Origin of the sequence: Arthrobacter sp. UYEF21, from assembly GCF_040546085.1 — a bacterium.
GTDB lineage: Bacteria > Actinomycetota > Actinomycetes > Actinomycetales > Micrococcaceae > Arthrobacter.
This window is the reverse complement of the sequence record NZ_JBEPNF010000004.1, coordinates 137,581-150,838: the sequence shown is the minus strand read 5'-3', so window position 1 is coordinate 150,838 and position 13,258 is coordinate 137,581. Positions and strand designations below refer to the sequence as shown.

General features: G+C 65.8%; 15 protein-coding genes and 1 pseudogene. 5 read left to right on the top strand and 11 right to left on the bottom strand.

Annotation, left to right across the window (positions count from 1 at the left end):
* Positions 1-3: 3 nt before the first annotated feature.
* The 3 genes and pseudogenes from ABIB27_RS19405 to ABIB27_RS19395 all read right to left on the bottom strand — a co-directional run.
* Positions 4-294, bottom strand: a complete 291-nt coding sequence (locus tag ABIB27_RS19405) for a phosphoketolase family protein (protein ID WP_502909141.1) — start codon at positions 292-294, stop codon at positions 4-6.
* 29 nt (positions 295-323) lie between these two features.
* Positions 324-542, bottom strand: coding sequence for a phosphoketolase family protein (locus ABIB27_RS19400; RefSeq protein WP_502909140.1), 219 nt, complete (start codon positions 540-542; stop codon positions 324-326).
* 25 nt (positions 543-567) lie between these two features.
* Positions 568-1,177, bottom strand: a pseudogene (locus ABIB27_RS19395) (phosphoketolase family protein); the annotation flags it as partial.
* Positions 1,178-1,329: 152 nt separating this feature from the next.
* Here ABIB27_RS19395 and ABIB27_RS06725 point away from each other — a divergent pair.
* Positions 1,330-1,929, top strand: a complete 600-nt coding sequence (locus tag ABIB27_RS06725) for a hypothetical protein (RefSeq protein WP_354253716.1) — start codon at positions 1,330-1,332, stop codon at positions 1,927-1,929.
* Between the two features lie 66 nt (positions 1,930-1,995).
* Here ABIB27_RS06725 and ABIB27_RS06720 read toward each other — a convergent pair whose 3' ends face one another.
* From ABIB27_RS06720 to serS, 3 genes are all read right to left on the bottom strand, one after another.
* On the bottom strand, positions 1,996-2,856 hold the full coding sequence (locus tag ABIB27_RS06720) for an HAD family hydrolase (protein ID WP_354215895.1): 861 nt from the start codon (positions 2,854-2,856) through the stop codon (positions 1,996-1,998).
* Positions 2,857-3,348: 492 nt separating this feature from the next.
* Complete coding sequence (locus ABIB27_RS06715) at positions 3,349-3,525, bottom strand: hypothetical protein (protein ID WP_354215896.1); 177 nt, start codon at positions 3,523-3,525, stop codon at positions 3,349-3,351.
* A gap of 197 nt (positions 3,526-3,722) precedes the next feature.
* On the bottom strand, positions 3,723-5,003 hold the full coding sequence (serS, locus tag ABIB27_RS06710) for a serine--tRNA ligase (protein WP_354215956.1): 1,281 nt from the start codon (positions 5,001-5,003) through the stop codon (positions 3,723-3,725).
* A gap of 89 nt (positions 5,004-5,092) precedes the next feature.
* Between serS and ABIB27_RS06705 the strand changes: the two genes are divergently transcribed.
* Entirely contained in the window at positions 5,093-6,142 is a 1,050-nt protein-coding gene (locus tag ABIB27_RS06705) for a diacylglycerol/lipid kinase family protein (protein ID WP_354215898.1), read from the top strand.
* A gap of 35 nt (positions 6,143-6,177) precedes the next feature.
* On the opposite strand, the gene ABIB27_RS06700 is transcribed toward ABIB27_RS06705, so the two are convergent.
* The 3 genes from ABIB27_RS06700 to ABIB27_RS06690 form a co-directional block, all read right to left on the bottom strand.
* Complete coding sequence (locus tag ABIB27_RS06700; protein WP_354215899.1) at positions 6,178-6,384, bottom strand: hypothetical protein; 207 nt, start codon at positions 6,382-6,384, stop codon at positions 6,178-6,180.
* An 84-nt stretch (positions 6,385-6,468) separates the two neighbouring features.
* A complete protein-coding gene (pheA, locus tag ABIB27_RS06695) occupies positions 6,469-7,446 on the bottom strand; it encodes a prephenate dehydratase (protein WP_354253715.1) in 978 nt (325 codons plus the stop codon).
* 42 nt (positions 7,447-7,488) lie between these two features.
* Entirely contained in the window at positions 7,489-7,815 is a 327-nt protein-coding gene (locus ABIB27_RS06690) for a rhodanese-like domain-containing protein (protein WP_354215901.1), read from the bottom strand.
* Between the two features lie 138 nt (positions 7,816-7,953).
* Here ABIB27_RS06690 and ABIB27_RS06685 point away from each other — a divergent pair, with 138 nt between their 5' ends.
* On the top strand, positions 7,954-9,405 hold the full coding sequence (locus ABIB27_RS06685; RefSeq protein WP_354253714.1) for an amidase: 1,452 nt from the start codon (positions 7,954-7,956) through the stop codon (positions 9,403-9,405).
* Between the two features lie 85 nt (positions 9,406-9,490).
* Positions 9,491-9,694 (top strand): hypothetical protein, encoded by a 204-nt coding sequence (locus ABIB27_RS06680; protein WP_354215903.1) that lies wholly within the window; start codon positions 9,491-9,493, stop codon positions 9,692-9,694.
* A 159-nt stretch (positions 9,695-9,853) separates the two neighbouring features.
* Here ABIB27_RS06680 and ABIB27_RS06675 read toward each other — a convergent pair whose 3' ends face one another.
* Entirely contained in the window at positions 9,854-10,072 is a 219-nt protein-coding gene (locus ABIB27_RS06675) for a DUF4190 domain-containing protein (protein WP_354215904.1), read from the bottom strand.
* A gap of 320 nt (positions 10,073-10,392) precedes the next feature.
* Entirely contained in the window at positions 10,393-11,256 is an 864-nt protein-coding gene (locus ABIB27_RS06670; RefSeq protein WP_354215905.1) for a nuclease-related domain-containing protein, read from the bottom strand.
* A gap of 236 nt (positions 11,257-11,492) precedes the next feature.
* Here ABIB27_RS06670 and pgm point away from each other — a divergent pair, with 236 nt between their 5' ends.
* Complete coding sequence (pgm, locus tag ABIB27_RS06665) at positions 11,493-13,163, top strand: phosphoglucomutase (alpha-D-glucose-1,6-bisphosphate-dependent) (RefSeq protein ID WP_354215906.1); 1,671 nt, start codon at positions 11,493-11,495, stop codon at positions 13,161-13,163.
* Positions 13,164-13,258 lie beyond the last annotated feature (95 nt).

Sequence of the window (13,258 nt, the reverse complement as noted above, 5' to 3'; positions counted from 1 at the left end):
TTGTCAGCAACGCGGGGTCAGATTGTGCCCAACACGGTCAATGGCGTCGATGGCCCGCTGGTAGCGGTCCACGCCGTTGAGCATGGCCATGTCGAACGGCGTGGTGGCGGTCCCCTCGTCCTTGTAACCGCAGACGTGCAGGCCCTCCTGCTTGGTTCGGCGGTATGCCAGCCGGTGGATCAGCGACGGATAGCCGTGGTAGGCGAAAATGATCGGCTTGTCCGGCGTGAAGATCCCGGCCACGTAGCGCGACGTCAGGCCATGCGTGTGCCCACTCGCGTCCTGGAGCCGCATCAGCTCCACCACGTTGACCACCCGGACCTTCATCCCGGGGCCCCTTCTTTCCGGGGCTCGGCAGCCGCGACGGTTTCCCCGGTGGGCACATCCCCGGCGCACGCGAGCACCACGTCGGGGTCCGCCCCCGCTACCTCGGACCCCGCAAACTTCCAAATGCCCAGCCCGCGCCGGCAGTGGTTGGCGGCGTCGGCCGGCCCCAGCCAGGTGGGCTCCAGCCAGCCCTTGCACAGGTGCTCGCTCAGCACCTCCAGGACCCGGCCGGACCGCGCAGGGCAGCACGGCGCCATCGTGGGCCGGGTCCAGGACGTTGTGTGAGTGCCAGCTCGCCGCGAGCGGCCCCGTTTCCGCTTCGCCGTCGCCCATTACGACGGTGGTGATCAGCTTGGGATTGTCGGACACAGACCCGTAGGCGTGGGCCAGCGCGTACCCCAGTTCGCCTCCCTCGCTGATGGACCCGGGGGTCTCCGGCGCCGCATGGCTGGGAATGCCACCGGGATACGAAAACTGGCGGAACAGCTCTGCCATCCCCGCCTCGTCCGGGCCCGCGGCTCCATAGATTTCGGAGTAAGTCCCCTCCAGCCAGGCGTTCGCCACCACGGCCGGCCCACCATGGCCGGGGCCGGCAACGAAGGGCATCTCCTGGCAGTCCCGCCGGACCACGCGGTTCAAGTGGGCGTAGACAAAGTTCAGGCCCGGACTGGTCCCCCCAGTGGCCCAGAAGCCGGGACCTGGTGTGGTCCGCGGCGAGGGGTTCGCGCAGCAGCGGGTTGGAGCGGAGGTAGATTTGCCCCACCGACAGGTAGTTGGCTCCCCGCCACCACCGGTCCACGAGGTCCAGTTCGTCCTGCGTCATATGGTCCTGCTCCGGGCTGCCGGTCATAACCGTCCTCACGTCGCTGCGCGCCGCCCCTTGGCATCCGTGCCTCCATCGCAACATCTTCGGCGCGCTGGCACAATCCGGCAGACCCTCCCTGCGTGCGGCTCCCGTCCACTTGCCATCGGTCTGCTACCAGCGGGTAGTCTGTTTTTCACATGTTCACGTTGACCATCAACCAGACCGATAGCCGGCTAGACGGCGACCGCGTCCCTCAACTGTTGAAGGACCTGCGGCACATTCCTGCGTGCCTTGATTTTGACCGCTCGGTGGAGGATGAAGTCCAAGGAATTGTCGACTGCCCGCATCAGGCGGTGGAAGCGTCTCTGATTGCCCTGCGCTGTGGCTCCTGGTATGTAGGCCTGGGGATTGGGCCCGTCAACGAGCCGCTGCCCAACCAGATCAAGGACGCCTCCGGCCATAGTCTGGTTTACGCCCGGCGCGCGGTTGACCGGCTCCGCAACGGCAAAGAGCGAATTCCCGTTGCCGTGGAGGGTCCCCTCGCGGACCTCGCGCACGAAGCCGAAGCCGTCCTCCGGCTCCTGGGCCACATCGTGAGAGGCCGGTCCGATGCGGAGTGGCGGGTCCTTGACCTGATGACCCCGGGCGTCCGCGGACAGCAGAAAGCGGTGGCACACGAACTCGGGATCACCACGCAGGCTGTCAGCAAAGCGGTGGCCCGGGCGCAATGGACCGAGGAACACGCTGCTCGGCCGGCGGCCGCCCGGCTCCTGGCGCTCATCCTCGAGGTGCGCTGAACGGTCCCGCTACCGGTGTGCGTTCGCAGTAGGCCACGCCGGAAGCCGCATGGGCGGAAGCAGCCCTTACGGGAGGAGGCTGCGGAGCACGTGGGCGGCGCCGTCGTCGAACACTGACGCGGTAACCTCATCCGCCGCGGCGATGACTTCCTCCGGGGCCTGGCCCATGGCGACGCCCCGTCCGGCCCAGCCCAGCATTTCGATGTCGTTGCGGCCGTCTCCGATGGCAACGGTGCGGTGGGACTCTGTCCCCAACTGGCCGCGGAGCCGCTCCAGCGCACTGGCCTTGGTGACGCCCGCCGCGGCGATGTCCAACCATGCGGTCCAGCCGACGGAGTACGTGACGCCGGCCAGGCCGATCTGCTGGATGGTCTCGGAGAACTCCTCCGGCGTGTTCTCGGTGCTGAACACCACCAGGCGGACTGCTGTGGCTTCGAGCAGCGTCTGGAAGTCGACGCCGATCGCCTCAACGCCGAAGCTGGCGTCCTGGAAGCGTTCGGTGGCGAGGAAGTTGCCGTCCTCGTCCTCGAGTGCGTACTTGGCGGTGGGCAGGCGTTCGCGGAGGGCGCGGAGGGCCGGGGCGGGATCGAACGTGGATTTGTGGATGATCTCGTAACCGTCGGCCAGGTCCGGATCCAGCCGGAGGGTCACTCCGCCGTTGCAGCAGACGGCGTAGCCGGTGTGGATGCCAATCTGCTCGATGATGGGCAGCGTGGCGTTCAGGGAACGGCCGGTGGCGATCAGGACGTCGTGCCCCGCAGCCACCACGGCTTGGGCGGCCTCCCGGACCGGCGCGGACATGTGGCCGTCGTGGTCCACCAAGGTGCCGTCCACGTCCAGGGCCACCATGAACTTGGTGGTGGTGTTTTCGTTTGCGATCCGCTGGTCATCGATGCCAGCAACTGCGGTTTCAGTCAATGTAGTCATGCATCCAGTAGACCAGAGGTCCACTCACACCGGCTAGGACGCAGGCCACAGCACCCAATGAACACACGCTTAATACTCACAGGTTATCCCCGGTGTGAGTGTTAACCTGTGGCCGCTTGCACCTAGCCCCCTCGTGCAGAAATTCCCCGCCAACGGGTCAAATCCCCGCCGCGTTCCCCGGGGAAAGGTCCGTCTCGAGGGGAATGGCCGGGACTTATCCACATGAGGGCACACACGGCTGGCTGGGCACCGGCATTCAGCCAAGCATGGAGTCATGGAAACCGCTCCCCCGGCCCTTGTCCTCGCCCGCTACCGGCGCGCCCTCACCGGAAGCGACCGTAGCCTGAGCCGCGGCTATAACAAGGGCGAGTTGGTCCGCGTCAGGGCGGGCGTCCACTACAGCAGGGATTCATGGCTCGCACTCAAGCCTCGGGAACGCTATTCGATGACGGTGGCCGCTGTGGCGGCCAGTGACCCCTCGGCAAACTTCTGCTACCTGACCGCCCGGAGGATCTGGCGGTTGACGGGGAGGGATTCATTGCGCGGACGGACTTCTATTGGCCCGCATACGGCGTCATCGGGGAGTTCGACGGCGATGCCAAGTACCTCGACGACGAACTCCTGGCCGGCCGCAGCACGCGGGAAGCCATTCTGGCCGGAAAGAAGCATGAAGATCGGCTGCGTGCGCTCGGCTACACAGTTGTCGGTGGGGACTGGAAGTCCCTAACCAGCCCGGAGCTGCTGGGGCGGAAGCTCGCAGCGGCCGGCATCCGCAAAAAGAAATCCCCGCCGCATGGTCTGATCCCCTTGGCGTTAGCCGGGGAATGGACCATGCGGCGGGATTTCTTCGCGCAGCTGCAGAAAACTTAGAGGACGGGGAAGACTTCCATGCCGCCCAGGTAGTTCCGCAACGCGGCCGGGACGGTGACCGAGCCGTCGGCGTTCTGGTGGTGCTCCAGGATGGCCACGATCCAGCGGGTGGTGGCCAGGGTGCCGTTGAGGGTGGCCACGGCGCGGGTGCCCTTGGCCACGCCTTCGCTGGTGAGCACACGCTCACGGATGTTCAGGCGGCGGGCCTGGAACGTGGTGCAGTTCGAGGTGGAGGTCAGTTCACGGTAGGCGCCCTGCGTGGGGACCCACGCTTCGCAGTCGAACTTGCGGGCGGCGGACATGCCAAGATCTCCGGCGGCGGTGTCGATGACCCGGTACGGCAGCTCGCACTTGGCCAGCATCTCCTCTTCCCAGGCCAACAGCCTCTTGTGCTCCGCAGCTGCCTCTTCAACGGTGGTGTAGATGAACATCTCCACCTTATTGAACTGGTGAACGCGGATGATCCCGCGGGTGTCCTTGCCGTGGGAGCCGGCTTCACGGCGGTAGCAGGAGCTCTGGCCGGCAAACCGGATGGGCCCGGCCGTGAGGTCCAGGATCTCGTCCGCGTGGTAGCCGGCCAGGGCCACCTCGGAGGTTCCCACGAGGTAAAGGTCGTCTTCGGCGAGGCGGTAGATCTCGGCGTCGTGCTTTACATCAAATCCGGTGCCCTGCATGGTCTCCGGGCGCACCAGGGTGGGCGTGATCATGGGGACGAAGCCGGCTTCGATGGCCTGATCCATGGCCATCTGCAGCAGCGCCATCTCAAGGCGTGCACCCACGCCGCGCAGGAAGTAGAACCGCGAGCCTGACACCTTGGCGCCGCGCTCCATGTCGATCGCGCCGATCAGTTCGCCGATTTCCAAGTGGTCCTTGGGCTCGAAGTCCGGGAACTCGCGGGGCGTTCCGACGGTCTTGACCACAACGTAGTCGTCCTCGCCGCCCTCGGGGACGCCGTCCTCAATGAGGTTCGGGATGGCGCGCAGCAGTTCATCCTGCTTGGCCTGCACAGCGTCAGCTTCGGCGGAGGCGGCCTTGACCGTGTTGGCCAGTTCCTTGACTTCGACGAGAAGGGCTTTCTTCTCATCGCCCTTGGCCTGCGCCACCTTCTTGCCGAAAATGTTCTGTTCCGCGCGGAGGTTTTCATACCGGATCAGGGCAGCCCTGCGGGCGGAGTCTGCGGCGATGATCGCATCCACCACTGATTCGTCGGCGCCGCGGGCGCGCTGGCTGGCACGGAACTTGTCCGGGTTTTCGCTGAGGTCTTTTACGTCGATCACCAAACAAGAGTATCTAAATCCGGCGAACGCAGGGCTGCCGCCCGGACGCGGGTATGCCGGCGCCGCGGCCGGGATACTGTTGAAGCACCATGAACGACTGGCTTCTTTACCTCCTGAGCGCGGCGGCGCTGGCTTTCGCTGTCTCCAGTTGGTGGGGCGTGCGGAAGCTCAAGGCCCTGCACGTGCGGAGTGCTGTGCACGAGGATGCGCACGAAACGGGCCTAGGCCAGCAGCGCGTGGCGGTCATCCTCAATCCCGTCAAGGCGCGCGCCCCCGAGGCGAAAGAAGCCATCCAACGCGCATGCCTCACTGCCGGCTGGGAGGATCCAATCTTTTTAGAGACGACGGCGGAGGACCCGGGATACTCCCAGGCCAAGGCTGCGATGGACTACAAGGCCGACGTCGTCCTGGTGGGCGGCGGCGACGGTACCGTGCGGGTGGTGGCTGAGTCGCTCGCGCACACGAATGTGGCCATGGGCCTCATTCCGTTGGGAACCGGGAACCTGCTGGCACGCAACGTCGACCTGGACGTTTACGATCTCCGCGCGAGCGTCCAGACTGCGCTGTTCGGCCAGCAGCGCTACATCGACACAGCCCGAATGGGCATCGAAAACTCCCGCACTGGCCACTTCTCCGAACACGTGTTCCTGGTGATCGCCGGGATCGGCATGGACGCGGAAATCCTGGGGGACACCAATGCCGGCCTCAAGAAAGCGGTGGGGTGGCTGGCCTATACCGAGGCCGGCATGCGTCACCTGCCTGGCCGGCGGAGGAAGGTTTCCGTCGCCCTTGATGACAACGCGGAGCAGGTGCGGAACATCCGCAGCGTACTTTTCGCCAACTGCGGGTTGGTGCCGGGCGGCATCGATTTCATCCCCGAAGCCATGATCGACGACGGCATGCTCGACGTCGTGGTGATGAGCCCGAGGAGCGCCATCGGCTGGCTGGCCATGTACGCGAAAATCCTCTTCAAGCACAAAGGCAACCTGCCCATCATGACCATCTACCGGGCGGGGAAAATCGTCATCAAGTGCCCGGAGCCCATGCCTACACAGATCGACGGCGACACGTCGGGTTTGGCCACCAAACTCACCGTCACGGTGGCGCCCCGCTCGCTCCTGATCAGGGTAAAGGGTTAGCAGGGCTAAAGCGGGCTCAGACACCGGCGGCGGGCTCAGGCACTGGCCTTCTTGGCGGCTTCCTCTGCGGCGGCCTTTGCGGCACGCGCCTCGGATTGCTCGCGGATCATGGCCTGCTCTTCTTCGAAACGCAGGCGGTCCGCGCGATCTGCCTCATCGCCGTCCCAGTCCTGGTTGTCTGCGGCGGGCTTGGGGTTAACGATCATGCCCTGGCCGTCATTGTCCGCGCTGCTGGTATTCATGACCTGCTCCCTTCGTTAGGGGCCGTCCCCCAAGTTGATCAGGTAAGCATACGCACAGTAACAATCGCGCGGAAGTACCTTGATCTACGCTGTGGGCGAAGCCCCGGAAGCGGTTTCAGGCGGAATGGATTCCCCTCTGAGGATTCCGGCCACCCATTGATGAGCTGCCTGGAATGCAGGGTCGGACGTGTGTGGTGCCACGACGACACCTTGTTCGTCCGCCCGACGATAGGAGCCCAGGAAGCGGGTGGCCGGGCTGATGCGGTGAAGCCCGGTTAGCGCATCAGCCACGCGGGCATCCTGCACATGACCGTCGGCGTCGATGCTGAAGAAGTAATGTCCGAGGTACTGCCCGGTGGGCCTGGATTCGATTCGGCTGAGGTTGACGCCCCGGGTGGCGAACTGGTCCAAAATCTCCATCAGCGCACCAGGCCTGTCCTCGGGCAGGGGGACCACCACGGTGGTTTTGTCGGCGCCCGTACGCTCTGGAAGGACGCCGGGCCGGCTTACCAGGATGAACCGGGTCACTGCACCCGGATTGTCGCCGATGTTTTCCGCCAAAACGGCAAGACCGGGTTGCTGCCGGGCCGCCATCGGTGCGCAGATCGCCGCGTCGTAGTGGGCGCCTTCAATCAAAAGCCCCATGGCGGCCGCGGCCGTTGAGGATCCGGGAACGTATTCTGCACCAGGAATATTCGTGTCCACCCACAGTCGGCACTGTGCCCACGCGTGGCCATGGGTGGAGACGCGGCGGATGTCAGCGAGTTGGACTCCCGGGCGCGCAACCAGCACAAAGCTGATGGGGACCAGCACCTCGCGGATGATGCGGAGTTCCGGTCCGCCAGCAATGGCATCGAGCGTGGCCGTGACGCCGCCTTCGACGGAATTCTCAATGGGGACCATGGCCGCATCCGCTGAGCCGTCACGCACCATGTCCAGCGCCGCACTCACGTTGGACGCCGGGATACGGATAGCCGCTGCGGCCCCAGGCACCAGCAGCAGCGCCGCCTCGGTGAAGGTGCCCTCGGGCCCGAGGAACGTGTACGTGGCGGGGGACGGCATTAAATATTCCTCTAGGGTGATGGACGAAGCGTGGGGTGGCAGCTACAGAACGAGCGGCTTGAGCCCGTTGTCGGATACCAAGGGCTTCCCCGACTCCATCCACTGGTCCATCCCGCCGGCAACGTTGATCGCCGCAAAGCCCTGTCCGGTGAGCCACTGTGCGGCGCGGAAGGACCGTCCGCCGGTGCGGCAGATAATGTACAGGTCCTGATCGGGATCCAACTCGTCCAGCCGTGCGGGCAGTTGGTCCAGCGGAATATGGACCGCACCCTCTGCGTGTCCCGCCACCCATTCGTAGTCTTCCCTGACGTCCAGGATAGCGGCGTCGGCCGGAACGTCGTTGACTGGCACGGATTCGAAATCGCTCACGGGAGTCCTCTTTCGGATGATCATGGTCTCCTCCCAGCCTAGCCCCAGCCTCCGCCATGCCCGCCGAAACCGTGCGCAGGTTACGCTTCTCATTGATCCTGAGGAGGAGCCTTGCCCGCTGCGCAGACGACAGCTTCGATGCCCGAGATCCCACTGTCAGCCGTTCAACTGCGGGATTCCCTTCGCTCCGGAGAACTCTCCGCGCGCGAAGCCACCGCGCACTTCCTGGCCCGCATCGCTGAGCGGAACCCCCTGCTGGGTGCGTTCGTCACCGTCACGGCAGAACAGGCAATGGCCGACGCCGGTGCCGCCGATGTCCGGTATGCCCGGTTTCGCAGCGGCCCGGGAAAGGGGGCGACGGACCCCGCCGGAGGCGCTGCCGAAAGCCTGCCACTCCTTCACGGCATGCCTCTTGGCTTTAAGGACCTGACCGATGTGGCCGGCGTGGTAACCACCCACGGCAGCGCGGCGCTGGACCACAAGCCTGCTCCCGCCGACGGGGCGCTCACTGCGCTCCTGAAGGCCGCGGGCGTGATCTCGCTGGGCAAGACCCAGGTTCCGGAGTTCGGGCTGACGGCATACAGCGAAAACCGCATCGCCCCGCCGTCGCGCAATCCGCACGCCCCCAGCCGGAGTTCCGGCGGCTCCTCCGGCGGCAGCGCCGCCGCAGTGGCCGCCGGTCTGCTCCCTTTCGCGCCCGGGACCGACGGCGGCGGTTCGATCCGTATCCCCGCGGCGGCCTGCGGACTGGTGGGACTCAAACCAGGCCGCGGCCAGGTGCCAGCGGGCGAGAGTTCGAGTGATCCCGCCGGCCTGGTGGTGGCGGGCCCGCTTGCCCGGACCGCCGCCGATGCCGCCCTGCTCATGGATGCCCTGGTGCCTTCCCTCAAAACCAGCTACCTCGAAGCGGTCCGGATTGAACCGCGTCCGTTGTGCATCGGCCTCACCCTGGACAGCCCCTGGTCCGCCATGTTCCCGTTCACGCCCGAACCGGAAGCCCTGGAGGCGCTGCGGACGGGCCGCGACATGCTGGAACATGCCGGGCATGCCGTTACCGAAGCCGCCATCCGCTACGACAACCGCTACCCGGACGCCTTCACCACAGCCTGGACAGCCGCCGTCGGGACAGCCCGGATCAGTCCGCAGCGGGAGGCGCTGCTGGCCCCGCTGACCCGGACCTTCCGGCGCAGGGCCCAACAGCGCAGTGCGTCCAAGCTGAACGAATCACTGGCCTTCCTACGCCGATTCCAGCGCGACACCACCGTGCAGTACGGGGCCTGGGACCTGATGCTGATGCCTGCCCTGGCGCAGACGCCACGGCCGGTGGGCTGGTTTACCGGCGCCACACACGGCGACGAGCGGTGGCCCGCCGCGGCATGGGCGGGCGACGCCGACGACGACTACCGCAGGCAGTGCGAATTCGCGCCGTGGTCCTCCATGGTGAACGTCTGCGGGCTGCCGGCCATCACGATCCCGGTGTATTGGACCGGCGGCCAGCCGGCTCACGGCCTCCCCATGGGCATCCAACTGGTGGGGCCGGCGGGATCGGAATTGCTCCTGCTGCAGGTGGCGGCGCAGTTGGGGTTCTGAAGTTGGCACGAACCGGTTCCCGGGTGTCGACTCCTGGACCGATGAGGAGGACGATTGAAGGACAGTCACTATGAGGAGGTCTGTGATGTGCTATTCATCGAGCAAGGATTTCGGGCGGGGTATCAAGAAGGACGCCACCCGCGAACCCGAAGCGCGCCAGCAGACACCGCCGGACCGTTCGGAGCCCACATTCACGGCTCAGGACTTCACCTTCTGGGCCTTCCCGCGTCGCCGGAAGACCCACGAAGCACAGGAACCTGCGGCTGAGCGCACCAGCGAGCGGGTCTGACCCCTTGGCCAAACCTGCTTGCCGAAAGGCCCCCGACCCGGGGGCCTTTCTACTGCCCGGCAGGGCACGGCGCCCCCGCCCAAAGTTGCTCGCTGGAACGCCCGCGCACCAAGTTTCCGCAGCGAAAACTAGATTCCTGCGGCGAAGCGTAGGGTCCGGCTAGTATCCGTACGATGTGCGGTACGCCATCAGCCCGAGGATGAGGAACAGCCAGAAGGCGCCGTAGCCGAGGAGGCACAGGTAGCCCAGGACAAGCCCCGTGATGGACATTCCTTTGCCGGACGGTTCGCGGCTCAGTGCCAGGTGGCCCGTGATGATCGCTGCGAGCTGCGGGATCATGAACCATCCCAGGAGGACCGAGGAAATACCGCAGACCATGCTGGTGATGCTGAGGCCTTGGGTTCGGCCTGCATGCCGTAGTACCCGGGCTGGCTATACTGGTCTGCGCCGGCCCGGCTCCAGTCATGTAGGGGCGGGGCGGGGATGTCGGAACCTTGGGGCGGAACAAACTGTGGCGGCTGGTAGCCGGTGGGCGAATCGCCCGTTCCTTGGGCGCCGGCCCCCTGCGATCGCGGACGCGGGGGTGTTTCGTCACTCATGGTTCTCCCCCTTCAAAGTCTGCGCGTTCCAGCCTACCGTTGCTCCCTGGACAGTCCTAGCGTCCCCAGCCGCGTCACTAACCTCTCAGGTCAATACACCTAGCCACCCCAATACGGCAGCACGTAGACCGCCAAAATTACAAAGCCGGCGAGGCACAGCAGCCTGCCCATTCCTGCGGCCGCCTGTTGCTGGGCACTCGATTTCCGGCCACCGCCGGGGCCAACTAAGCCGGCACTGCCAATGCGCCCGCGGCTGCCGGGCGGGAGCTGCCGGGGCCCCGGCCGTGCCGCCGGACGCTGTGAAACGCCCGGCCCACCAACGGGCGGCGTCCCCCCGGCGCGATGGACGGTCAACGACTTCAGGGCGGGACTTTCCGCTGCCGGTTCCTCGGTCAGTTGCCGCCCGAGGTGTTCATAGAGGCCCACCACCGTCTGCTGGTCGAGTACCGGAGGCAGTGCCAGCACGGCGTCCACAACACGGTCGGCGCCCGCCACGGCAACGTCCGCATTGGTGATCGCGAAGAGCTCAGGCTGGCCGGCGAGGCAGATCAGTGGGCGGACAAACCGGCGGTGGGCGGGCACGAGCACCGAGGCGACGACCGCGCACTGGGCCAGCGCACCCTCCACGGACTGCGTCCTGGCAAACCGGCCCTGCCACAGGACCCCGGCGGAAACGCGCACTTCACCTGTCCAGTTCTTGGTGTCCACCACCACCACGCCGCCAGGCCCCACCAGAACATGTTCCAGGATGGCTTTCGGCCGGCCTGGCCAATGCACGTCGTGGAGCAGAAACCAGCCGTGCGGGATGAGCCGGCTCAGCTGGTCGGCAACATTGCGTTCACCAACAGCACCTTCGTCCCAGGACTTTGTGGCCCGCTCGGCCTGGTCGAGTTGGCGCTTGAACCGCTGCACGCGCTCTGCAGCAAGCCTTGACTGCTCGGCCGTTCCGTCCCCTGCCACCATGACCGGTCCCCCACTTTCCTGGCGGCAGCACCGCCGCAGTGCCCGACGGCGGTGCTGCCGCCGTCGCGCATTCCTCCCTGACTTTTCCGAACCTAACAGCGGCAGCCGGTGCCGGTATATAGGTACTTTTGCGCCAAGTACTCAGGAAACCACTTGTTCATGACATTCCGCGTCACAGGGTCCGGAATCTGGACAGCGGCGTATTGCCGCCCGCCCGGGTCTGGCATGCTGGTCCCATGGCTAGCCGCGCGGGCACAGTTGCCCAACCCCAGGACCTTGTTGACATCACTGCGCTCCTCGATGCGTACTACGACATTTCGCCGGATCTTGGTGATCCAGGCCAGCGTGTGGCGTTCGGTACCTCCGGGCACCGCGGCTCCAGCCTCAAGGCATCGTTCAACGAAAAACACATCGTTGCCATCACCCAGGCCATCGTGGAATACCGGGCCGGGCAGGGCATCACCGGCCCGTTGTTCCTGGCGAAGGACACCCACGCCCTGAGCGAACCGGCGCAGAACTCCGCACTGGAAGTGCTCGCCGCCAACGGCGTGAACGTGCTGATCGACGCCCGCCACGGTTATACGCCCACGCCGGCACTGAGCCACGCCATCCTCACGTATAACAACAACCGCCAGCCCGGCCATCCGGAGGCGGACGGCATTGTGGTCACGCCCAGCCACAACCCGCCGGCCGACGGCGGCTTCAAATACAACCCGCCCCACGGCGGCCCGGCCGATTCGGACGCCACTGGCTGGATCGCCAACCGTGCCAACGAACTGCTCGAAAACGACCTCCGCGGCGTCAGGCGCATTTCCGTCGCGGATGCCCTTGCCGCGGACAGCACCGGCAAGTTCGATTTCCTCAGCAGCTACGTTGACGATCTCCCGTCCGTGCTGAATCTGGATGCCATCCGCGAAGCCGGTGTCCGCATCGGCGCCGACCCCATGGGCGGTGCCGCAGTAGATTACTGGGGCGAGATCGCCGAACGCCACCACCTTGACCTGACCGTCGTGAACCCTACCGTCGATCCGCAGTGGGCCTTTATGACCCTGGACTGGGACGAAAAGATCCGGATGGACTGCTCCTCGCCGTTCGCGATGGCGTCCCTGATCAACAGGATGTCCGACGGCGGCAGTTCAGCCGCGTTCGACGTCGCCACCGGCAATGACGCCGACGCTGACCGGCACGGCATCGTTACCCCTCTTATTGATGGGGTGGGTGGGCTGATGAATCCGAACCACTACCTCGCCGTCGCCATCGATTACCTCTACCGCAACCGCAGCGGCTGGAACCCAAACTCTGTGGTGGGCAAGACCCTGGTATCGTCCTCGATCATCGACCGTGTGGCGGAGAGCCTGGGCCGCAAGCTGGTGGAGGTCCCCGTGGGCTTCAAATGGTTTGTGCCGGGCCTGCTGTCCGGCGAAGGGGCGTTCGGCGGCGAGGAATCGGCCGGTGCCGCGTTCAACAAGCTGGACGGCAGTGTCTGGACCACCGACAAGGACGGCATCCTGCTGGCCCTGCTCGCCTCGGAGATCACCGCGGTCACGGGCAAGTCCCCGTCGCAGCTGTACAAGGGCCTGACGGACCAGTTCGGCGCCCCGGTCTACGCCCGCATCGATGCAGCAGCCACACGGGAGCAGAAGGCGGCACTTGGCAAGCTGTCGCCGTCGGACGTCACTGCCACTGAACTGGCGGGCGAAACGATCACGGCCAAGCTCACCGAGGCGCCCGGCAACGGCGCATCCATCGGCGGCCTCAAGGTGGTGACGGAGAACGCCTGGTTCGCCGCGCGCCCGTCCGGGACCGAGGATGTCTACAAGATCTACGCCGAGTCCTTCAAGGGCGAGGAGCACCTCAAGCAGGTGCAGGCCGAAGCCAAGGCGCTGGTGGACGGCGTGATCGGCTAAACCCTCTCTCACTTAATACCCTTTGATCGCCAACGCTCTCTCACTTTCCCAAGGAAAGTGAGAGAGCGTTGGCGATCAAGCTGCAGTAAGTAAGG